Genomic DNA, 21,772 nt, shown 5'->3' on the forward strand with positions numbered 1-21,772 from the left:
GCCGGCGCAATTGAAAGTTCATATTTGCGACGACAGTGCGAACTGCACCTCAACGCGGCGTGTCGGACACGCTGTCCAGGCGGCGATTCAAGCTGTCCAGCGTGTTGGCCAATTCACGGTCGTACAGCGCTTGCTGATCGCGCAGCTGCTGCAATTCATGCGCCAGGTTGAGTGCGGCCAGCACCGCAACGCGGTCCACCGCTGCCATGCGATTGCTGCCGCGAATCTCGCGCATGCGCAGATCCAGCAGGCGCGCCGCAGCGGTGAGGCTCTCGCGTTCGTCGGCGGTGACGCCAACGGTGTATTCACGATCCAGAATACGCACGCTGACCGGCTCGTTGTTGCTCACGTGTGCTGCTCCAGGGATTTCAACCGCACGATCATCGCTTCCACGCGCGAGCGCGCCTGTTCGTTTTTGGTCAGCAATTGCGCGCGCTCGCCGATCAACTGTTCCTGCTGGTGACGCAGGCTGCGGTTCTCGTCGGTCAACCGCTGGCTGCGCTCGACCAGGGCCTCCACACGGGCGGCAAGTGCGCGGATCTGGGCGAGGGCAGCGGCGTTGTCCATGCGCTCACGATAGGGGCGCGTGCGCGCGGCGGTCAAGCGCCCGATCGCAGCCCGCTTACCCGCCGTCAGGCCAATCCCGACAAGGGATTGCACCGCGCCCGGCGCGGCCGGCGTCACGCGCGTGGACCCCGTAGGGAACACGCCGCTGGCGGCCGACGCGGGGTGCCTTGATACACTGGGAAGTCAAATCGCCGGCCCATGTGCCGGCACCTCCTGTTCCCAGCCTGGATGACCCGATGGATCTGCCTGATGTAACCGCTGTGCAAAACGAAAGTCGCCAGTTGGAGTTGGCTTCCTCCGCAGCGGAGTTGCATGGCGGGCTGTGCGGGTGGCTCTCCGGTGGCGGTGCCGACAGCGGCGACTGGCTGGCGCGCATTCTGGCCGACACCGCGCAGGTGGCGCCCAAGCAGGGCGGGGCGCTGGACCAGATGCGTCAGGCCACGGTGGCGCAGCTGGAAGACCGCGATTTCGCCTTCGAACTGCTGCTGATCGATGACGGTGCACCGCTGGCGGCGCGCACCGATGCCTTGTTCGACTGGTGTCGCGCCTTTCTGGGCGGCTTCGGCCTGGCGGCGCAGCAGCGCCCGGCACTGACCGAAGAGGGCGAAGAGGCGCTGCAAGACCTGGCGCGGCTGGCGCAGGCGTCCAGCGACGATTTCGATGCAGCCGACGAAGACGACACCGCCCTGGCGGAGATCGAGGAGTTCGTGCGCGTGGCGGTGCTGTTGCTGCATGGCGACTGCGTGATGGGGCCGCGCTTCCGCCAACGTCTGAACTGACCGCGTAACCGCCATGAAAAAACTCACCGGGATCGGCGCGGCCGAGTACGCGCGTCGGCGCAAGCAGCTGATGCAGATGGCCGGCGATCAGGCCATCCTGATCCTGCCGGCGGCGCCCGAGCGGGTGCGCAGCCACGACACCCACTACCCGTATCGGCAGGATTCGGATTTCTGGTATCTGAGCGGTTTCCCCGAGCCGGAAGCGGTGCTGGTGCTGGTGCCGGGCCGCAAGCATGGCGAGGCGATCCTGTTCTGCCGCGAGCGCGATGCCGAGCGTGAGGCCTGGGATGGCCCGCGCGAGGGCCAGGAAGGCGCGGTGGAGCGCTACGGCATGGACGATGCGTACCCCATCGACGATGTCGACGAGATCCTGCCGGGCCTGTTGGAAGGGCGCAGCCGCGTCTATTACCACTTCGGGCGCGATGTCGACTTCGACCTCAAGCTGATCGGCTGGCTCAAGCGCGTGCGCGAGCAGGTGCGCCACGGCGCGCAGCCGCCGCATGAATTCCTCGAGCTCGGGCATCTGCTGCACGAGCAGCGGCTGTTCAAGTCGCGCGACGAGATCGCATTGATGCAGCAGGCCGCCGACATCAGCGTGCGCGCGCATCGCGCCGCCATGCGGCTGGCGCGGCCGGGGGTGCACGAGTACGAACTGCAGGCCGAGGTGGAGTGCGCGTTCCGCGCCGCCGATGCGTGGCCGGCATACGGCAGCATCGTCGGCACCGGCAGCAATGCCTGTGTGCTGCACTACCGCGCCAACAACGCGCGCAGCCGCGATGGCGAGCTGGTGCTGATCGATGCCGGCGCCGAGTACCGCGGTTACGCGGCCGATATCACCCGCACCTTTCCGGTCAACGGCCGTTTCACCCCGGCGCAGCGTGCGCTGCACGATCTGGTCGGCGCTGCGCAGGCTGCCGCGCTGGCGCAGGCGCGCCCCGGCGTGCCCTACGAAGCCGGGCATCTGGCCGCGGTGCAGACCTTGACCGAGGGGCTGCTGCAGTTGGGCCTGCTCAAGGGCAAGCTGGAGCGCAATATCGCCGACGGCCATTACAAGCGCTTCTATCGGCACAAGACCGGCCACTGGCTGGGGCTGGATGTGCACGATGTGGGCGACTACCGGTTGGCTGGCGACTCGCGTCTGCTCGAGCCTGGCATGGTGTTCACCATCGAGCCGGGGCTCTACATCTCCGCCGACGACACCACGGTGGAGGCCAGGTGGCGCGGTATCGGCATCCGCACCGAAGACAATGTGCTGATCACCGCCGAGGGTCATCGGGTGCTGACCGATGCCTTGGCGCGCAGCGCCGACGAGATCGAAGCGGAGATGGCGAGCGTCGGTGTTCAAATCGTCTGAGCTAACGCCGCAGGCGTATCCGCGACTGCATACCGGCGCCATCGCGGCGGTAGCCATGGCGATTCAATAGCCTAACGACGGCCCGCCGTGTGGGCGATGCAGACATGGCATCTGCATATCCGATTCGCGCATTGCCAACCACGCAGGCCACGCATTGAACCAGTGGTTTCAGCCGCTCTCCGGTTGAGAAGCGTTTGGCCAATACCCGCATGGAGCGTGACTAACTGCACAATTGTGATGGGCATTACTGATTCGACGAATTCCGTCGGCAGGAAACGAAGTGAGCCAATGAATGCGCTGCCGGTGCGGGGCTAATGTCGCTGGTGCAGAAAATAAGGTCGCTAGGCGAAATTGTTTTCTGCTTATTAGCCGATCTCCTTCAGTCCTCACTCGGAAGCCGTTCTATGAAGCTCATGAAGATTCAACCGCTGACGTGGCGCCATGGCCTGTGCTCAACTGCCTTACTATTGACCACGGTTCTAGCTGTTGCACCCGTCATGGCGGCTGGCACGACAAGAATTTTAGCAAATGCGCGCGGCCCCGCCGACGCGTTGAAGACAATCAGCAGCAAGGAAGTATTTGCTGCGCATTGGCAATTAGCCTGGAACAGGTGCAAAGCAGGCTCCCCGTCCACGCGGTCCCTGGCGCTGACCGGATTCAATGTGAGGAGCAGGGACTTGAGAGGTAATTACTCGGTGATCAGTGATTGGGCGTGCCGAGATAGTCCCTGAATCGTGCGAGTCCGGTGCCGATGACGGTGCGGCCATGTCGCTTTCCCATCAAGATTCAGGTGGGGGCGGCAAACACCGGGCGGGTCAGGTTTTCAGGGGCGCCATCGGTGCATACCACCTCGTCTTCGATACGGATGCCGCCGTAGGGTTTGAACTGCGCAACGCGTGCCCAGTCGACGCTGGCGGCGTGGCCGTTCTGCTTCACTTCGTCCAGCAACATGTCGATGAAGTACACGCCCGGTTCGATGGTGACCACCATGCCCGCTTCCAGCACGCGGGTCAGGCGCAGATACGGGTGGCCGGCGGGGCGTTCGATGCGGCCGCCGCGGTCGCTGGCTGCAAAGCCTGCCACGTCGTGCACCTGCAGGCCGATCAGATGGCCCAGCCCGTGCGGGAAGAATGCGGCGCTGACGCCGGTGGCGAGCGCAGCTTCCGGCGACACGGTGAGGATGCCGAAGTCCTTGAGGATGCCCATCAGGGCCAGATGCGCATCCACGTGCAACTGCTTGTAATCCACGCCGCTGCGCACGCCCTGGCCCATGCGCACCTGTGCGGCATCCACCGCATCGATCAGGGCCTGGAATTCGCTGCCGGGGTCGGCGGCATAGGTGCGGGTGATGTCGCTGGCATAGCCGTAGGCCGAAGCACCGGCATCGATCAGGAAGCTGCGCAGCGGCTGCGGCGGCTGCTGGCCGAGTTCGGTGTAGTGCAGCACCGCGCCGTGCTCGTTGAGCGCGATGATGTTGCCGTAGGGCAGTTCGTTGGCGTCCTGACCGACGGCGGCGCAGTAGGCCATATGGATGCCGAACTCGCTCTGGCCGGCGCGGAAGGCCGCTTCGGCGGCGCGATGGCCGCGCACTGCCAACTGCTGGGCGATGCGCAGCAACGCCAGTTCGTACGGCGTCTTGAACGCGCGCTGGTACTCCAGGTAATCGAGCACCGGCTGCGGATTGTTGGGCACATACGCACCGAGCGCGCTCTGCGCCTCGCCCAGGATGGCGCAACGGTCGATCTGCTTGGGCAGCAGCGCCAGGGCCTGGTCCGGGGTACGGATGATGTGGATGTCGCAGTGCTCCACCCACCAGCCGCTGGGCGCGTCGGGCACCACATGCCAGTAGTCGAACGGCTGGCAGAAGATCAGCGTCGGGCGCTTGCCAGGGGTGTAGACCAGCCAGCTGTTGGGCACCCGCGTCAGCGGCACCCAGGCCTTGAACTGCGGATTGACCGCGTAGGGATAGTCGCGGTCGTCGAACACCTGGTAATGCAGGCTGCCGCTGGGCACCACCAGGTGGTCGAAGCCGCCGCGCTGCAGCGCCTCGTCGGCGCGCGCGGTCAGCGTGCGCAGGTGGTCGGAATACAGGTGGCTCAAGGACGGCTGGGGCATGCGGGGCTCGATCGGCAATGCAAAGACAGGTCGCGATTTTGCCGTAATCGTGGTGATGCTGTCCTTCAGCCCAGCATGTGTTCTTCGGCGATCCAGGCGCGCAGGCGTTGGCGATGCGGCTCGGACATGGTCAGGAAGCGGAAGCCGGCCCAGGCTTGTCCGGGTGCGTGCGCGGCTTCGGTCCACAACAGATGCACGCCGACATCGATCTCGGTGGCACGGCCGATGCGCTCGGGCAGGCTGAAGCGCAATTGATACAGGGCGTCGTCATGCAGCGGAACCGAGGCCAGCAGCAGCATGCCGGTTTCCGAGACATTGCCGACCCGGCCGATCTGCGCCTCGCTGAGCATGTCGGTCACCGGTATCAGGTCGGACGGCTGGCGGCGCGGTGCGCGGCGGGTGTCCTGGATCATGGATTGACCTCTGCAATGGGCGCCTGGCCGGCCAGGCTGCGCAGCGTGCGCACGGTGGCATGCCAGGCACGGTCGATCAGGCGCGATTTCTCTTCGACCAGCAGGCGCGCCTGGCCGCCGGCCATCAGCCGCGACAGGCCATCCAGCGAGTGCTCGGCGACCTTTTGCCCACGTTGATTGACGAACAGCGCGTTGCCGGTCATCGGGCTGTACCAGGACAGCCGTTGCCGACGCAGGTCGCCCTGCTGGTTGATCACGAACTCGAACCAGCTGCCGAACGGCAGGCTGCGCAGCTGCGTGTAGCAGGCCTCTTCGGCCGGCGAACGCGGGCCGGCGATGTCCTTGCGCGGTGTGCTGTCGCCCTGGTCGCCCAGCCGCGTGCGCGCCTTGAGCTTGGTGGCGAGCTCGGTGCGCGAGGTCATCTCGTCCTCGCCGCCGGGCGTGGACAGGCGCCGCGCGATCGCCGCCGCTTCATCGTGGTGATAGCCGACCTGCAGCAGCGCGGTTTCGATCTCGGTGCCGAGAGCGATGTCGGCAGGTTGCCCCTTGCTGCGGCAGGTGACTTCGGCAATGCGCGCGGTCAGTGCCTGGCGCTCGTCCCATTCGGGCGATTGCTCGCCCTGGCGCAGCAGTGTCAGCGTCAGCACGTCCGACCATGCCTGACGCAGCAGCGCCTGCACGAAGCGCGGCGGAACGCTCTGCTCGCACAACTGCTCGATGCGCGCCTCGGCCTGCTGCTTGGCCGACTCCAGCCGCTCCTTGCCACGCGCCGCATCCACATGGCGGCGCTCGGCGAGGTCGGCCTTGCGCGCCAAGGCGCGCAGATGCGCCTGGATATCGGCGTTGGCCGCGGCGAACACGGCCTCGTCGCCTTGGTAGTCGTTGACGATCCGGTCCACCGCGCTGCCCAGCTTGTGCAGCAACTGCGGGTCGACGTCGTCGTCGCCCAGCCAGACCGCGCCGGACTCGGCCACGGTGTTGAGCAATTCGCGCACCGGGTGCTGGTCGCGTACGAAGAAATGCGTATCGGCCAAGGCCGCGCGCACCACCGGCACCTGCAATTTGGCGAGCAGGGCCTGCGCCGGGGTCTGCTCGCGCACTTCGCGTTGCATCTGCGCGTAGAGCAGGCCGAGCAGATCGAAGGTGTCGGTGTCCTGCGGCGACAGCGCGGCGTCGGGGCCGTGTTGCGCCCGCAACAACGCCAGCAGCTGGCGCTGCACCGCATCGATGCCGCTGGGCTGCGCCGCCGCTGCTGCCTGTGCCGCCAGCGTGCCCTGCAGGCTGGCCAGTGCGTCGCTGACGGCGGCCTTGGGTACGGCCGAGGAGGCGAGCCGGAGAGATGCTTTTTCGGGTGTTGCCTGCGCGCTGGTCGCAGGCGCTGCGCCGTGATTTGCAGAACTTTGATTCGCCGCTGCGCCTGCGGTGCCGGCCGCCTGCGCCTGACGCGCCGACGACATCAGGCCGCCGAGCGCCTGCACTGCATCGCTCAGGGCGGGTGCTGCCTGCTCACCGTAGGTCGCCCCTGCCAGTGTCATCGGCATGGCGGGCGGATCCAGCAGGGCGCTCTGCCACGGTGTCGGTGCCGATTGCCCGCTCCAGCCAGTTGTAGGCCGCCCGTTGCGCGGCGGCAGCGCGCGCGCTGGCGGCCGCAGCATCCTTCGGTGCGGTGGCTGCTGCAGGCGGTGCGCGCCGCGTCTGCACCTGGGTGGGCTTGACCAGGTACGGGTGATAGATCAGCCCCGGCAGGATGCCTTCCTGCGCGAGCGTGCCGTTGGCGCGCTCGTACAGATCGTTCAAACGCTCGATGACCTGATGCTCGAACACGCGGTACAGCGTCAGCTGCCCGTCCAGGCTCAGTCCCAGCGTTTCGCCGCACTGGCGCAGCACGCGGCACAGGGCGTACGGGCCCAGCGGCACTGCCTCCAGTTCGAACTCGGCCACCGCGCCGATCACCGCCACCCGCTGCGCCAGCAATTGCAGCGCATCGGCGCGGCGGGAGGTCTCGCGGCGCGCAATCTCGCTGAGCACGATATCGCGATCGATATCGGTGTCCTCCACCAGGGTGAGCATCTGCGGATGCGCCGATACATCGGCTATTGGCATCAGCGACGGGCGATCGCGCAGCGTGGCCAAGTCCTGCGCCAGCTGCTGCAGGAACGCCTGCGGAAACCGATCGATGTGGTCGCGCAGGCCGCGCGTCTGCGCATAGGTTTCGGCCTGGATCTGGCTGTTGCGTGCATGCTCGGCCTGATGCAGCAGCTCGCGTTCCAGCTCGACGATGGTCAGCCGCAGCGGCCCGCTGAGCGCCTGCACGCAGTGCGCGTGCAGCGCGGCGAGCAGGCGCCGCCCGCGCGCGGAAACCGGCGCATCGGCGATCGGGCCGCTGAGCGTGTGCTGCAGGGAGGAGGCGGGAGTGGACATCCGGGGGAGGCGGGCTCGGTGCGAGGCGTGAGCTATGTAGCATGTTTTTCCGCCGGGCAGCGACCGCGCGGGCGCATGACGCGGCTTGCCCGCTACGGTCGTTACCCTCATACGAGGGCGCGTGTGACGCAAAATCGCTGGATCTGCGCGCCAGTGCTGTCGCGTGCGCTGTCGATCACGCCGTGGCGTGCTGTTTGCTGTGCCGCCGCGAGATCGCCGTGATCAGCCCAGAAACAGCTCGACCACGTCATTGGTGAAGCGGCGGCCCAGCTCGGTCGGCACCACGCGTCCGTGCTGCGCGGTCATCCAGCCTTGCGCAATCGCGCGCGCCACGGGCAACTCGATGACCGAGGCGGCCAGGCCGGTGGAGACTTCAAAGTCGCGCAGGGCGAAGCCCTCGTGCAGGCGCAGCAGGTTGAGCATGTATTCGAACGGCAGCCGCTCGCGCGGCACGATCTCGTCGCCGCCGATCGACGCCGCGCTGCCAGCGCTGGCCAGGTAACTCTGCGGGTGCTTGTGCTTCCAGCGTCGCAGCACATGCTGTTCGGCGCCGGAACTGATCTTGCCGTGCGCTCCGGCGCCAATGCCCAGGTAATCGCCGAAGCGCCAGTAATTGAGGTTGTGCGCGCATTGCCGCCCGGGCCTGGCGTAGGCGCTCACTTCGTACTGCGCGTAGCCGGCCTCGGCCAGCAGGCGCTGGCAATGTTCCTGCATGTCCCAGGCCGCATCGTCGTCGGGAATGCCCCTGGGCGGCCGCGCGAAGAACACCGTGTTCGGCTCCAGCGTGAGCTGGTAATGCGACATGTGGGTGGGCTGCAGCGCGAAGGCGCGTTCGAGATCGCGTTCGGCCTGTGCCAGGGTCTGCTCGGGCAGCGCGTACATCAGGTCGATATTGAAATTGTCGTAGCCGGCATCCTGCGCCAGCTTGATCGCATGCTCGGCCTCGGCACTGTCGTGGATGCGACCCAGCCGTTGCAGCGCCACATCGTCGAAGGTCTGCACGCCGAAGCTCAGGCGGTTCACCCCGGCGGCGCGATAGCCGTCGAAGCGGCCATGTTCGGCGGTGCCTGGATTGGTTTCCAGGGTGATCTCCAGATTCGGTGCAAAGCGCAGCCGGGCGGCCGCCGCCTGCAGAAACCGGTCGATCGCCTGTGGCGGAAACAGGCTCGGCGTGCCGCCGCCGAAGAACACCGAATGCACCACGCGCCCCCACACCAGCGGCAGGTCCGCATCCAGGTCGCGGATCAACGCATCCACGTAGTCCTCGAACGGCAGCACGCCCTTGGCCGCATGCGAGTTGAAATCGCAGTACGGGCATTTGCGCACGCACCAGGGCAGGTGCACGTAAAGCGACAGCGGCGGTGGAATCAGGTCGGGCACTGCGTCAGGCCATGGTTCACAGCGACAGGGCGTGCAGCTTGTGCTGCAGCGTGGCCAGCGCCACCGCACGGTGGCTCAGCCGGTTCTTCAACGCGGTATCCATCTCCGCAGCGGTCAGACCATGCACCGGATCCAGGAACACCGGGTTGTAGCCGAAGCCGCCCGTGCCGCGCGGTTCGGTGGTGATCACCCCTTCCCAGCTGCCTTCGGCGATCAGCGGTTGCGGATCTTCCGGGTGACGCAGCAGCACGATCACCGCGTAAAACCGCGCGCTGCGGCGTTCGGCCGGCACGGCGCGCATGGCGTCGAGCAGCTTGGCGTTGTTGGCCTGCGCATCGGTCGGGCTGCCTGCATAGCGGGCGCTATACAGGCCGGGTGCGCCGCCGAGCGCATCGACGATCAGGCCGGAGTCGTCGGCCAGTGCCGGCAGGCCGGTGACCGCGCTGGCATGGCGTGCCTTGATCAAGGCGTTCTCGACGAAGGTCAGGCCGGTTTCCGGCACATCGTCCACGCCGAGCTCGCCTTGCGCCACGATGCGCAGCGGCAGGTCGGCGAGCATGGCGCGCAGTTCTTCCAGCTTGCCGGCGTTGCCGCTGGCCAGGACCAGTTGTTTCATTGCTTGGGCTCCAGCAGGTCCCACTTGGTGCCGTACAGATCGCGGAACACCACGACCGTGCCGTACGGTTCCTCGCGCGGGGTTTCCAGGAATTCCACCCCGAACGCCTGCATCGCCGCGTGGTCGCGCCAGAAGTCGTCGGTGTAGAGAAAATGATCCACCCGCCCACCGGTCTGGTCGCCGATGCGTGCGCGCTGGGCGGCGTCGGCCGGCTGCGCGAGCAGCAAGCCGGCGTCCTGCGCGCTGCCCGGGCCGATCACCACCCAGCGCTTGCCGTCGCCAAGTGCGCGATCCTCCAGCACCTGGAAGCCCAGCGCGCCGGTGTACCAGGCGATCGCCGCGTCGTAATCGGCGACCAGCAGGGTGGTCAGGGCGATGCGCCGGCTCATCCGGCCAGTGCAGCGCGTTGCAGGGCGAACAGTTCGCTCATGCCTCGTTCGGCGAGTGCGAGCAATGCGTTGAGTTCGTCGCGGCGGAAGGCGTGGCCTTCGGCGGTGCCCTGCAGCTCGATGAAGCCGCCGCCGTCATTCATCACCACATTCATGTCGGTGTCGCAGTCGCTGTCTTCGGGGTAGTCCAGATCCAGCACCGGCTCGCCGCGATAGATGCCCACCGACACCGCAGCCACGGCGCCGATCAGCGGGTGCTTCTTGATGTCGCCACGCTTGAGCAGCAGGTTCACCGCATCGGCCAGCGCCACGTAGGCGCCGGTGATCGCGGCGGTGCGGGTGCCGCCATCGGCCTGCAGCACGTCGCAGTCCAGGGTGATGGTGCGTTCGCCCAGGGCATTGCGATCCACGCAGGCGCGCAGTGCGCGGCCGATCAGGCGCTGGATTTCCAGCGTGCGTCCGCCCTGCTTGCCGCGTGCGGCCTCGCGATCGGAACGGGTGTGGGTGGAGCGCGGCAGCATGCCGTATTCGGCGGTCACCCAGCCTTCGCCTTTGCCGCGCAGGAATCCGGGGACGCGGTTTTCCACGCTGGCGGTGCACAGCACGCGGGTGTCGCCGAAGCTGACCAGCACCGAGCCTTCGGCGTGACGGGTGAAGGCGCGTTCGATGCGCACCGGGCGCAGCTGGTCGGCCGTGCGGCCGCTGGGACGGGAAAAGGTCATGCGATGAGTCCGGAAGTCGGGAGGTGGGTCTGGGTCGGCGCGTGGCGGGGCGGTCAGCCAGCGCGGGCCGCTAGGGTACCATTCGCGCTTTGAAGGCACGGGACTGACGATGATTCGAAGCATGACCGCGTTTGCTGGTGGCGAACGCATCACGCCCTGGGGCACGCTCGGCTGCGAGCTGCGCTCGGTCAACCATCGGTTTCTGGAAGTGGGCGTGCGCCTGCCCGAAGAACTGCGTGCGCTGGAGCCGCTGCTGCGCGAGCGGGTGGCGGCGAAAAACAGCCGCGGCAAGCTGGATCTGGCGCTGCGCCTGCGTGCGCCGGACAACGCGCAGACCCTGGCCGTGAACGAATCGCTGCTGCAGGAACTGGGCGTACTGGCCACGCGCCTTGACGGCATGTTCCCCAAGCTGCAGGTCGGCTTCACCGATCTGCTGCAGCTGCCCGGCGTGCTGCAGGTGCAGGACGTGGACGCACCTGCATTGCAGGCGCAGGCCCTGGCATTGCTGGACGAGGTGGTGGACAGTTTCGTCGCCGCGCGCGAGCGCGAAGGCGGCAAGCTGGCCGATGCGATCAGCGAGCGGGTCGATGCGATCGAACGCATTGCCGCCGAGGTGCGCACGCTGATTCCCGTCATCCGCGAAGGGCAGCGTGCCAAGCTGGCCGCCCGTCTGGCCGATCTGCCGCATCCGGTGGACCCGGGTCGCGCCGAACAGGAACTGGTGCTGTGGCTGCAGAAGCTGGACGTGGACGAAGAGCTCGACCGCCTGTCCAGCCACATCGCCGAGATCCGCCGCGTGCTCAGGCAGCGCGAGCCGGTCGGCCGCCGCCTGGACTTCCTGCTGCAGGAATTCAACCGCGAAGCCAATACGCTCGGCTCCAAGTCGGTGGACAGCCGCACCTCCAACGCCGCGGTGGATCTGAAGGTGCTGATCGACCAGATCCGCGAGCAGGTGCAGAACATCGAATAGCCGGGAGTGGTGATTGGGCATTCGGGATTGGTCGGCGGCCATCCCGGGTTTCAGCGGGGCGCGGCCAATACCGGTAGCATATCGACCCCGGTGGTACCGGTCCGCAGCCCGTTCGCGAATCCCGACTCCCCAAGCCCGAATCCCTGACCCTATGCGCGGCACCCTCTATATCGTTGCGGCCCCTTCCGGTGCCGGCAAGAGCAGCATCGTCAACGCCACCCTGGCGCGTGATCCCAAGATCGCCTTGTCGATCTCGTTCACCTCGCGCGCGCCGCGGCCGGGCGAACGGCATGCCGAGCACTACCATTTCGTCTCCGCCGATGAGTTCCAGGGCATGATCGAAGCCGGTGACTTCTTCGAATACGCGCTGGTGCATGGCGACTGGAAGGGCACCGCGCGGCAGTCGGTGGAGCCGCAGCTGGCCGCCGGTCACGACGTGCTGCTGGAGATCGACTGGCAGGGCGCGCGCCAGGTGCGCCAGAAGGTGCCCGACGCGGTCAGCGTGTTCATCCTGCCGCCGTCGCGCCAGGCGCTCGACGAGCGCATGCGCAAGCGCGGCCAGGACAGCGAGGACGTGATGGCGCAGCGTCTGGCTGCCGCCCGCGAAGAGATGCTGCATTTCGAGGAGTTCGATTACGTCATCATCAACGAGACCTTCGACACCGCTGTCTCGGAGATGTGCGCGATCTTCACCGCCAGCCGGCTGCGCCGGCAGGCGCAACAGCAGCGGCATGCGGAGTTGATCCGGGCCTTGCTGGACTGAGCGGCTCAAACCCCTGATTCCAAAGGAAACTGAACAGGCCCAGGTTGCCGTGACGGCGGCCCGGGCGTACACTCCGCCCCCTTTCCCTCATTCGATGCGCGGCCGTTGCTGGTCGCCGGGAGCCCGCATGGCCCGCATTACCGTAGAAGATTGCCTGGAAGTCGTGAACAACCGTTTCGAGCTGGTCATGATGGCGTCCAAGCGCGCCCGTCAGCTCGCCAACGGCGTGCAGCCGTTGATCGAAAATGCCGACGCCAGCGACAAGCCCACCGTGATGGCACTGCGCGAGATCGCCGCACGCCGGATCGACAACGCGCTGATCGACGAAGTCGAGAAGGCCGAGCGCGAGCGCGCCGAACGCGAGGCGCTGGAATGGGCCGCTGCCGAAGTCGTTGCCGACGAAGACATGTCCAAGAACGACGATTGATTGTTCGCATCGCTGCGATCGATCTGAACAGCCCGCCATGTGCGGGCTGTTTTCGTTTCGGGCCCGCGTTGTCGCCTGCAGTGTGCAAACGTTTGCCGTGACTGCGTTGCTGGCATAGTCTTCCGGCATGAACCCAGGCCCCACTGCCCAGGCGACCGTCGTGACGTCTCCGTCTTCCGACCAGGCCATCCCCGACTACGTCCTGCACCTCGAACGCGCGGCCAGCTACCTTCCCAAGGAGCAGCTGCCGATCCTGCGCCGTGCCTGGGAAGTGGGCGCCAGCGCGCATGCCGGCCAGACCCGCAAGTCGGGCGAGCCGTACATCACCCATCCGGTTGCGGTGGCCGGCGTGCTCGCCGAGCTCGGCCTGGACATGGAATCGCTGATCGCCGCGATCCTGCACGACACCATCGAAGACACCCCGCTGACCCGCGAAGAGCTGGCGTCGGAATTCGGTGAAGCGGTGGCCGAGCTGGTCGATGGCGTCACCAAGCTGGACAAGCTCAAGTTCCGCGACCGCCAGGAAGCGGCGGCGGAGAGCTTCCGCAAGATGCTGCTGGCGATGTCGCGCGACCTGCGCGTGATCATGATCAAGCTGGCCGACCGCCTGCACAACATGCGCACGCTGGGCGCGCAGAGCAGCGAGGCGCGCAGCCGCATCGCGCGCGAAACGCTGGAAATCTATGCGCCGATCGCCCAGCGCCTGGGCATGAGCCTGATCAAGTCCGAGCTGCAGAACCTGGGCTTCCGCGCGCTGTATCCGTGGCGTCACGCCATCATCGAAAAACATATCCGCAGCCAGCCGGTGGTGCGGCGCGAATCGATGGCGCAGGTGGAAGTGCAGCTGTCGCAGCGGCTGGCCAAGGAAGGGCTGGAGCATCGCCTGGTCAGCCGCATCAAGACGCCCTGGAGCATCTATTCCAAGATGCACGAAGAGAACAAGTCCTTCGACCAGGTGATGGATGTGTTCGGCTTCCGCCTGGTGGTGCGTTCGGTGGCCGATTGCTACCACGCGCTGGGTGCGGTGCATGCCACCTTCAAGCCGCTGGACGGGCGTTTCCGCGATTTCATCGCCATCCCCAAGGCCAACGGCTATCAGTCGCTGCACACCGTGTTGTTCGGCCCGTACGGCTCGCCGATCGAAGTGCAGATCCGCACCGAGGAGATGGACCTGATCGCCGAACGCGGCGTGGCCGCGCATTGGACCTACAAGGTCGGCTCGGCCTCGCCCAACAGCGCGCAGAGCCGCGCGCACGACTGGATCGTGGAGCTGATCGATTCGCAGCGTGCGGCCGGTTCGTCGCTGGAGTTCCTGGACAACGTCAAGGTCGACCTGTTCCCGGACGAGGTCTATCTGTTCACGCCCAAGGGCAAGATCCTGGCGCTGCCGCGCAACTCCACCGCGCTGGACTTTGCCTACGCGGTGCACACCGACGTGGGCAACCGCGCGGTCGCCTCGCGGGTGGACAAGAAACTGGTGCCGCTGCGCACCAAGCTGGCCAGCGGCCAGGCGGTGGAAATCATCACCGCGCGCTCGGCCACGCCCAAGCCGCAGTGGCTGGAGTTCGTGGTCAGCAGCAAGGCGCGTACCGCGATTCGCCACCAGCTCAAGCAGCTCGAACACGAGGACGCCGTGCAGCTCGGCCACCGCATGCTCGATCGCGCGCTGGAAGCGATGGACAGCTCGCTGGAGCGGTTGCCCAAGGGCCGCCTGGACGCCTTCCTCACCGAGCATCGCTATCCACGCCTGGAAGCCTTGCTGGCCGACGTGGCGCTGGGCAACTGGATGCCGACCCAGGCCGCGCAGGCGCTGATGGCCTACGCCGAATTGCGCGGTGGCGGCCACTCCAAGCATTCGCACGAAAAGATCCTGATCGACGGCAGCGAGCGCGGCGTGATCAGCTTCGCCAATTGTTGCCAGCCGATTCCCGGCGACGAAATCATGGGTTACCACACCGCCGGCAAGGGTATCGTGGTGCACCGTCTGGACTGCCCCAACCTGGCCGAGCTGCGTAAATCGCCCGAACGCTGGGTGCCGATCGACTGGGACTCGGGGGTGACCGGCGATTACGACACCGCATTGGTGGTCGAGGTGGAAAACCGCACCGGCGTGCTGGCCCAGCTGGCTGCGGCGATTGCGCAGAGCCAGTCCAATATCGAACGCGTGGATTACCTGGACCGCGATTTCAACGCGGCGGTGCTGCGCTTCAACATCCAGGTCCGCGACCGCCGCCATCTGGCCGAAGTGATGCGCCGGCTGCGGCGCCTGCATGTGGTGCAGAGCGTAGGGCGGCAGTAGCGGCCCGGGTGGCGGCGCGCTGAGGCCGCCCGCGCAACAGCCTGCACTGATGCGCCGACGCCGTGTCTCGGGCCTGCCGCGGCGGCAGGTAGTGGCTGCCGCCGCGTGCTCGGTCAGGCTCCACGCCGCCCTTGCAGCGCGATCTGTCCTGTACGCCGGCACGGTGCCTGGCGATCGTGGCAAGAACCGTCGCAACAAGATCGTGCGCAACAGTCGAGCAAATCCGCACAAACGCCTAAACTGCAGTACACATCTTTGCAGTGGAGCTTCCATGTCCCAGATCATCCATACCGACCAGGCGCCCGCCGCCATTGGCCCGTATTCGCAGGCCGTGCGTGCCGGCAACACGGTGTATTTCTCCGGGCAGATCCCGCTGGATCCGGCCACCGGCGAGATCGTGCCGGGCGATGTCGGCGTGCAGGCACGCCGCGCGTTCGACAACCTCAAGGCGGTGGCCGAAGCCGCCGGTGGCTCGCTCGACAAGATCGTGCGGCTGGGCCTGTACCTCACCGATCTCGGCCAGTTCGCCGCCGTCAATGCAGTGATGCAAGAGTATTTCCAGGCGCCGTTCCCGGCGCGTTCGACCATCGAGGTCTCCGGCCTGCCCAAGGGGGCTGGCTTCGAGGTCGATGCGGTGATGGTGCTCGACTGATCCAGCTCGGCTGACCCGAGCGCCCTGCCGTGCCGCGTGCCGCGACCGTCACCCCGCGCCTGGCCGTCGCAGGCCAGGCCTCGCTTGCCAGCCTGCCCGGCGTCGGCCCCAAGGTGGCCGAGAAATTCGCTGCGCGCGGCATCTTGACGCTGCAGGATCTGTGGCTGCATCTGCCGTTGCGCTACGAAGACCGCACCCGGCTGACCACGATCGCACAGTTGCAGAGCGGCGTGCCGGCGCAGATCGAAGGGCGTGTGGATGCGGTGGAGCGCGGCTTCCGTTACCGGCCGGTGTTGCGGGTGGCGGTCTCGGACGAGTCGCATGGCAGCGTGGTGCTGCGCTTCTTCCATTTCCGCGCCGCCCAGGTCGCGCAGTTCGCACCGGGCACGCGGCTGCGGGTGTTCGGCACGCCCAAGCCGGGACAGAACGGCTGGGAAATCGTGCACCCCAGTTACCGCGTGCTGGCACCGGGCGAGGATGCCGGGCTGGGCGACAGCCTGGATCCGGTCTATCCGGTGCTGGAAGGCGTGGGCCCGGCCACGTTGCGCAAACTCATCGGCCAGGCGCTGGAGCGCTTGCCGGCCGAGGCCGCGCTGGAACTGCTGCCGCCGCACTGGCTGCAGGACGCACAACTGCCGTCGCTGCGCAGCGCGCTGCTGACCATGCATCGCCCGCCGGTGAACACCGACCCGCAGCAACTGCTCGCAGGCGGGCATCCGGCCCAGCAACGCCTGGCGATCGAAGAACTATTGGCGCATCAGCTCAGCCTGCGTCGCCAGCGCATCGCCTTGCAGCGCTTCCGCGCACCGCTGCTGCCTGGCAACGGCACCCTGGTGCAGCAGCTGCGTGCGGCATTGCCGTTCCAGCTTACCGGTGCGCAGCAGCGCGTGTTCGCCCAGATTGCCCGCGACCTGGCAAAACCGTCGCCGATGCTGCGGTTGGTGCAGGGCGATGTCGGCAGCGGCAAGACCGTGGTCGCCGCATTGGCCGCGATGCTGGCGGTGGAGCAGGGCAAGCAGGTCGCACTGGCCGCGCCGACCGAGCTGCTGGCCGAGCAGCACCTGACCAATCTACGTGGCTGGCTGGAACCGCTGGGCGTGCGCATCGTCTGGCTGGCCGGCAAGGTCACCGGCAAGGCGCGCGCCGCGGCAATGGCCGAGGTGGCCTCCGGCCAGGCGCAGGTGGTGGTCGGCACGCACGCCTTGATGCAGGACGCGGTGGTCTTTCGCGATCTGGCGCTGGCCATCATCGACGAGCAGCACCGCTTCGGCGTGCATCAGCGCCTGGCCTTGCGCGACAAGGGGGCGGCCGCCGGCAGCGTGCCGCATCAGTTGGTGATGACCGCCACGCCGATCCCGCGCACCCTGGCGATGTCCACCTATGCGGATCTGGATGTCTCGGCCATCGACGAGCTGCCGCCCGGGCGCACGCCGGTGCAGACCATCGTGCTCAGCGCCGAGCGTCGGCCGGACCTGGTCGAGCGCATCCGCGCCGCCTGCGCCGAAGGGCGCCAGGCGTACTGGGTCTGTACCTTGATCGAAGAAAGCGAGGAGCCCGGCAAGGGCGCGCCCAGTGGCCCGCCGAGGATCGAGGCCCAGGCGGCGGAGGCCACCTTCGAAGCGCTGTCCGCGCAATTGCCCGGCGTGCGCGTGGCGCTGGTGCACGGGCGCATGAAAGCGGCCGAAAAACAGAAGGCCATGCTGGATTTCAAGCAGGGCCTTACCGATCTGCTGGTCGCCACCACGGTGATCGAGGTGGGCGTGGACGTGCCCAATGCCTCGCTGATGATCATCGAGAATGCCGAGCGCCTGGGTCTGGCGCAGTTGCATCAGTTGCGCGGCCGGGTCGGTCGCGGCGCGGCCGCATCCAGCTGCGTGCTGCTGTATCAGGCCCCGCTATCGATGATGGCGCGGCAACGCCTGGAAACCATGCGCCAGACCAACGATGGCTTCGTGATCGCAGAAAAGGATCTGGAGCTGCGCGGTCCTGGCGAATTGCTGGGCACGCGGCAGACCGGCCTGGCCAGTTTCCGCATCGCCGATCTCACCCGCGATGCCGGGCTGCTGCCGCGCGTGCAGGTGCTCGCCGAGCGGTTGCTGGCCGAAGCGCCGGACATTGCCGACCGCGTGGTCGCGCGCTGGATCGGCAGCGCGGTGCGTTATGCCGCTGCTTGAGTGGCGGGGATTGGGGATTCGGGATTGGGGATTGGTCAGAGCTGGCTGCTGCGGCCTGTAGGTTCGCGTGACCGGCCGATCCTTGCGAAGATGCGGCAACGAATCCCGAATGACCAATTCCCAATCCCATGACCAAAAAGATACCGCTGCTGATCGACACCGACCCGGGCGTGGACGACGCGCTGGCCTTGCTGATGGCCTTCAACGACACCCGGCATGACGTCGTTGGCCTGACCATCGCCGCCGGCAACGTGGGCCTGGAGCACACCGTGCGCAACGCCTTGAAGGTGTGCGAGATTGCCGGGCGCGACGATGTGCCGGTCTATGCGGGCTGTCCGCAGCCGCTGCTGCATCCCTCGGTGGACGCGGCACATGTGCATGGCATCGACGGTTTTGGCGATGTCGGCCTGGCGCCGGCCAAGCGTATTGCCGAGACCGAGCACGCCGCGCTGGCCATCCTGCGCCTGTCGCACGAATACGCCGGCGAACTGCTGCTGGTCGCGCTCGGTCCGTTGACCAATCTGGCCCTGGCCCTGACGCTGGATCCGACCCTGCCGCAGCGCGTGGCGCGGCTGGTGGTGATGGGCGGGGCGCTGACCGGGCACGGCAACATCACCGCCGCGGCCGAATTCAATATCGGCTTCGACCCGGAAGCGGCACATATCGTGTTCCGCGGTTTTCCGCAGTTCGACGTGGCCGATTGGGAAGCCACCATCGCGCACGGCCTGCTGCATCGCGATGTCGAGCAATGGCTGGCGGCCGACTCCGCGCAGGCGCGGTTCTACGAGGAAATTTCGCGCAAGCCCCGGCTGTGGTCCGAAGACAGCCGTGGCGAGCACTGGTACGCCGCCGACGCGCTGGCGATGGCGTTCGCGCTGCATCCGGAGGGCGCGCAGCGACTGGAGCAGCGGCCGGTGCATATCGAGCTGGCCGGTACCCACACCCGCGGCATGACCCTGGTGGACTGGGAGCGCCGGGATGGCAACCCCGACAACGCCAACCTGCTGCTGGACTACGATCGCCCGCAATTCTTCGGCTTGGTCGCGGCGGCGCTGGCGGCGGGCTAGGGCGATCTTGCGCCGGGCGTCGGGAGGCCGCTATAATGCCCGGCTTATCCAGGCAGCCCGGCGCCAAGTCCATGAAAGATAACGTTCATCCCAGCTACAACGACGTCGTCTTCCACGACGTGACGTCCGATTTCAAGATTCTGACCCGTTCCACCATGAGCTCGAAAGGGACCGTGAAGTGGGAAGACGGCCAGGAATACCCGCTGATCAAGGTGGATATCTCCTCGGCCTCGCACCCGTTCTATACCGGCAAGCACAAGGTGATCGACACCGGCGGCCGGATCGACAAGTTCCAGAAGCGCTACGCGCGCTGAGCTTGCAGGACGGGCTGTACCGGCAGCGGCCGCGCATTGCGCGGCCGTTGTTTTTTGAGGCGGCGGCAACTTCGTTTTCACCCTTCGACGTGGCGTCTACGACTTCTGTCCAAGCGACGGCCAAAATGTTGCTGTGCGATAATGACGTGATCCGGGGCGATGCCCTGGACTTCCATCACGTGCCTGCCCATTTGGTGACAGGCGCCTTCCACTGAAGGAGCGTACACAGTGTCCGATCTTGATCAGGTCACGCTCAACGCCGGCGACAAGTCGGTCGTTCTGCCGGTTCTCAAGCCCACGCTTGGCAATGATTGCGTCGATATTTCAAAGCTGACCAAAGAAACCGGTCTGTTCACCTACGACTCGGGCTTTACCGCCACCGCCAGCTGCAAGTCGGCCATCACCTACATCGATGGCGACAACGGCGTGTTGCTGTATCGCGGCTACCCGATCGAACAGTTGGCTGAGAAGTCCAGCTTCCTCGAAGTCTCGTACCTGCTGATGAACGGCGAGCTGCCGACCGCGGACGAATTCAAGAAGTTCGACCACGAAGTCACGCATCACACGATGATGCACGAGTCGCTGAAGAACTTCCTCGGTGGCTTCCGGCATGACGCTCACCCGATGGCCATGCTGGCCGGTTCGGTCGCCTCGCTGTCGGCGTTCTACCACGACACCCTGGACCTCAACGATCCGGAGCAGCGCCGCCAGGCCGCCATCCGTCTGATCGCCAAGGTGCCGACCCTGGCTGCTGCCGCGTACCGCTATTCGATCGGCTGGCCGATCCGCTACCCGCGCAACAACCTCAACTACGTCGACCGCTTCCTGCACATGATGTTCGAAGTGCCGAGCGAGCCGCTGGAGATCAATCCGGTGGTGGCCAAGGCGCTGGATCTGCTGTTCATCCTGCATGCCGATCACGAGCAGAACGCCTCGACCTCGACCGTGCGTCTGGTCGGTTCGACCGGCGCCAACCCGTACGCCTCGGTCGCAGCGGGCATCACCGCGCTGTGGGGCCCGGCACACGGTGGCGCCAACGAAGCCGTGCTGAAGATGCTGGAAGAGATCGGCACCGCCGACAACGTCGAGTCCGCCGTGGCCAAGGCCAAGGACAAGAACTCCTCGTTCCGCCTGATGGGCTTCGGTCACCGCGTTTACAAGAACTTCGACCCGCGCGCCAAGATCATCCGCGAGATGACCCACAAGGTGCTGGGCGAACTGGGCGTCAACGATCCGCTGCTGGAAGTGGCGCTGAAGCTGGAAGAAGCCGCGCTGAAGGACGACTACTTCGTGCAGCGCAAGCTGTACCCGAACGTCGACTTCTACTCGGGCCTGATCTACAAGGCGCTGAACATCCCGGTGGAAATGTTCACCGTGATGTTTGCCATCGCACGCACCGCCGGCTGGGTGTCGCATTGGCTGGAGCAGCAGGTCGACCCGGAAATGAAGATCGGCCGTCCGCGCCAGATCTACACCGGCTACGACAAGCGCGACTACAATGACGCCGGCCAGCGCTAAGCGCCTGCGGTTGTCTGCTTGAACGAACGCCCCGCATTGCGGGGCGTTTGCTTTTGCGGGTTGGCGTTGTGATCAGTGGTCACGCGTCATGGCGCGCTGCGCTCAGCGCGTGCGCGGCAGGGCGTGGCCACCATCCTCTTCTGCCAGCAACTGACGCAACTGGGCGGCCGAGGCGCGCTGCATCGGTTTTTCGTCCAGCTGCGACAACGGTGCCTGGCGCAAGGCATCGTACGGCAGCACGGTCAGGTCGAAGGTCAGTTCCTCGGCACTGAACAGCCACACCGGAAACTCGGCCGTGCGCTCGCGGTCCAGGCGCAGCCGGCGCGTGCGCAGTTCGGCCGGAATGCGGTGTTCTTCCAGGAAGCGCTGCACGGCGTCGGCATCGTCGCTGTGTAGCTGCAGCTGCACTGGCGCGTTGGCGTCGGCTGTGCCATCGAGCACCGGGCCGGCCAGGCGCGGCTGAAACGGGCTAAGAAACTCCAGCGCGCGCAATGCGGCTTCGCGACGTTGGCGCAGCCGCAGCCCGTGCGCAGGCCCGGAGAACAGGCGCTGGTGCTCGCGCAACGCATCTTCGATCTCGCGGTTACGCGGCAGCGATGCGTCGTCGTGGATGCCCAGCCGGCTGGCCGCCTTGAGCTTGGCCTGATGAAAATCGCGGATGCCGCCCTCGGCCATCAGTCGGGCCGCTTCGTGCGCCAGGCGATGGCGACGTTCTCGGGTTCGCGTATCGGCGTGTTCGCGCGCGTGATGCATGACCGGGCTCCCCTAATGAACCTGGTTCGACTCTACAACAGCGGCATGAAGAGGTGGCGAATGCCCCCGTGTCTCCCTG

General features: G+C 66.6%; 22 protein-coding genes. 11 read left to right on the forward strand and 11 right to left on the reverse strand.

The genetic code is table 11. From position 1 onward, the window contains the following. Positions 1 to 49: 49 nt before the first annotated feature. Both XARJCFBP2528_RS11380 and XARJCFBP2528_RS11385 read right to left on the reverse strand, forming a co-directional pair. Complete coding sequence (locus XARJCFBP2528_RS11380) at positions 50 to 349, reverse strand: cell division protein ZapA (RefSeq protein ID WP_016903560.1); 300 nt, start codon at positions 347 to 349, stop codon at positions 50 to 52. Continuing rightward, positions 346 to 567 (reverse strand): TIGR02449 family protein, encoded by a 222-nt coding sequence (locus XARJCFBP2528_RS11385; protein ID WP_024938110.1) that lies wholly within the window; start codon positions 565 to 567, stop codon positions 346 to 348. The genes XARJCFBP2528_RS11380 and XARJCFBP2528_RS11385 overlap by 4 nt, the downstream gene beginning before the upstream one ends. 236 nt (positions 568 to 803) lie before the next feature. Here XARJCFBP2528_RS11385 and XARJCFBP2528_RS11390 point away from each other — a divergent pair, with 236 nt between their 5' ends. Then, positions 804 to 1,346, forward strand: a complete 543-nt coding sequence (locus XARJCFBP2528_RS11390) for a YecA/YgfB family protein (protein ID WP_016903562.1) — start codon at positions 804 to 806, stop codon at positions 1,344 to 1,346. A gap of 13 nt (positions 1,347 to 1,359) precedes the next feature. Next, complete coding sequence (locus XARJCFBP2528_RS11395; protein WP_047124718.1) at positions 1,360 to 2,700, forward strand: aminopeptidase P N-terminal domain-containing protein; 1,341 nt, start codon at positions 1,360 to 1,362, stop codon at positions 2,698 to 2,700. A 786-nt stretch (positions 2,701 to 3,486) separates the two neighbouring features. Here the strand turns inward: XARJCFBP2528_RS11395 and pepQ are convergent. The 8 genes from pepQ to rph form a co-directional block, all read right to left on the reverse strand. Further along, a complete protein-coding gene (gene pepQ / locus XARJCFBP2528_RS11400; RefSeq protein WP_047124719.1) occupies positions 3,487 to 4,815 on the reverse strand; it encodes a Xaa-Pro dipeptidase in 1,329 nt (442 codons plus the stop codon). 65 nt (positions 4,816 to 4,880) lie between these two features. Then, entirely contained in the window at positions 4,881 to 5,228 is a 348-nt protein-coding gene (locus tag XARJCFBP2528_RS11405; protein ID WP_024938115.1) for a PilZ domain-containing protein, read from the reverse strand. Beyond that, positions 5,225 to 6,769, reverse strand: coding sequence for a DUF1631 family protein (locus XARJCFBP2528_RS24440; RefSeq protein ID WP_425511764.1), 1,545 nt, complete (start codon positions 6,767 to 6,769; stop codon positions 5,225 to 5,227). Before XARJCFBP2528_RS24440 ends, XARJCFBP2528_RS11405 begins: the two co-directional genes overlap by 4 nt. After that, positions 6,735 to 7,649: a DUF1631 family protein gene (locus tag XARJCFBP2528_RS24445; protein WP_425511765.1), complete on the reverse strand. Its 915-nt coding sequence runs from the start codon at positions 7,647 to 7,649 to the stop codon at positions 6,735 to 6,737. The genes XARJCFBP2528_RS24440 and XARJCFBP2528_RS24445 overlap by 35 nt, the downstream gene beginning before the upstream one ends. 222 nt (positions 7,650 to 7,871) lie before the next feature. Next, positions 7,872 to 9,029, reverse strand: a complete 1,158-nt coding sequence (hemW, locus tag XARJCFBP2528_RS11415) for a radical SAM family heme chaperone HemW (RefSeq protein WP_016903567.1) — start codon at positions 9,027 to 9,029, stop codon at positions 7,872 to 7,874. Between the two features lie 16 nt (positions 9,030 to 9,045). Continuing rightward, on the reverse strand, positions 9,046 to 9,645 hold the full coding sequence (rdgB, locus tag XARJCFBP2528_RS11420; RefSeq protein WP_016903568.1) for an RdgB/HAM1 family non-canonical purine NTP pyrophosphatase: 600 nt from the start codon (positions 9,643 to 9,645) through the stop codon (positions 9,046 to 9,048). Beyond that, on the reverse strand, positions 9,642 to 10,034 hold the full coding sequence (locus XARJCFBP2528_RS11425) for a VOC family protein (RefSeq protein ID WP_016903569.1): 393 nt from the start codon (positions 10,032 to 10,034) through the stop codon (positions 9,642 to 9,644). Before XARJCFBP2528_RS11425 ends, rdgB begins: the two co-directional genes overlap by 4 nt. After that, on the reverse strand, positions 10,031 to 10,756 hold the full coding sequence (gene rph / locus XARJCFBP2528_RS11430) for a ribonuclease PH (protein WP_039519212.1): 726 nt from the start codon (positions 10,754 to 10,756) through the stop codon (positions 10,031 to 10,033). Before rph ends, XARJCFBP2528_RS11425 begins: the two co-directional genes overlap by 4 nt. Positions 10,757 to 10,865: 109 nt before the next feature. Here rph and XARJCFBP2528_RS11435 point away from each other — a divergent pair, with 109 nt between their 5' ends. The 9 genes from XARJCFBP2528_RS11435 (at position 10,866) to XARJCFBP2528_RS11475 (ending at position 20,940) form a co-directional block, all read left to right on the forward strand. Further along, the gene (locus tag XARJCFBP2528_RS11435) at positions 10,866 to 11,726 is read left to right on the forward strand and encodes a YicC/YloC family endoribonuclease (RefSeq protein WP_047124720.1); all 861 of its coding nucleotides are present in this window, start codon (positions 10,866 to 10,868) and stop codon (positions 11,724 to 11,726) included. Between the two features lie 151 nt (positions 11,727 to 11,877). Then, positions 11,878 to 12,489, forward strand: a complete 612-nt coding sequence (gene gmk, locus XARJCFBP2528_RS11440; RefSeq protein ID WP_039525672.1) for a guanylate kinase — start codon at positions 11,878 to 11,880, stop codon at positions 12,487 to 12,489. 127 nt (positions 12,490 to 12,616) lie between these two features. Further along, positions 12,617 to 12,916: a DNA-directed RNA polymerase subunit omega gene (gene rpoZ / locus XARJCFBP2528_RS11445; RefSeq protein ID WP_002812428.1), complete on the forward strand. Its 300-nt coding sequence runs from the start codon at positions 12,617 to 12,619 to the stop codon at positions 12,914 to 12,916. A gap of 127 nt (positions 12,917 to 13,043) precedes the next feature. After that, positions 13,044 to 15,215, forward strand: coding sequence for a RelA/SpoT family protein (locus XARJCFBP2528_RS11450; protein ID WP_039525675.1), 2,172 nt, complete (start codon positions 13,044 to 13,046; stop codon positions 15,213 to 15,215). A 271-nt stretch (positions 15,216 to 15,486) separates the two neighbouring features. Further along, entirely contained in the window at positions 15,487 to 15,867 is a 381-nt protein-coding gene (locus tag XARJCFBP2528_RS11455; protein ID WP_024938123.1) for a RidA family protein, read from the forward strand. Positions 15,868 to 15,896: 29 nt separating this feature from the next. Beyond that, the gene (gene recG / locus XARJCFBP2528_RS11460; RefSeq protein ID WP_047124721.1) at positions 15,897 to 18,041 is read left to right on the forward strand and encodes an ATP-dependent DNA helicase RecG; all 2,145 of its coding nucleotides are present in this window, start codon (positions 15,897 to 15,899) and stop codon (positions 18,039 to 18,041) included. 128 nt (positions 18,042 to 18,169) lie between these two features. Further along, positions 18,170 to 19,108, forward strand: a complete 939-nt coding sequence (locus XARJCFBP2528_RS11465) for a nucleoside hydrolase (protein WP_016904706.1) — start codon at positions 18,170 to 18,172, stop codon at positions 19,106 to 19,108. Positions 19,109 to 19,179: 71 nt separating this feature from the next. Further along, positions 19,180 to 19,422: a type B 50S ribosomal protein L31 gene (locus XARJCFBP2528_RS11470; protein WP_016904707.1), complete on the forward strand. Its 243-nt coding sequence runs from the start codon at positions 19,180 to 19,182 to the stop codon at positions 19,420 to 19,422. A gap of 228 nt (positions 19,423 to 19,650) precedes the next feature. Beyond that, positions 19,651 to 20,940: a citrate synthase gene (locus XARJCFBP2528_RS11475; RefSeq protein ID WP_016904709.1), complete on the forward strand. Its 1,290-nt coding sequence runs from the start codon at positions 19,651 to 19,653 to the stop codon at positions 20,938 to 20,940. Positions 20,941 to 21,042: 102 nt separating this feature from the next. Here XARJCFBP2528_RS11475 and XARJCFBP2528_RS11480 read toward each other — a convergent pair whose 3' ends face one another. After that, complete coding sequence (locus XARJCFBP2528_RS11480) at positions 21,043 to 21,693, reverse strand: hypothetical protein (RefSeq protein WP_026064862.1); 651 nt, start codon at positions 21,691 to 21,693, stop codon at positions 21,043 to 21,045. Positions 21,694 to 21,772 lie beyond the last annotated feature (79 nt).

The sequence above is a fragment of the Xanthomonas arboricola pv. juglandis genome, assembly GCF_001013475.1.
Lineage (GTDB): Bacteria > Pseudomonadota > Gammaproteobacteria > Xanthomonadales > Xanthomonadaceae > Xanthomonas > Xanthomonas arboricola.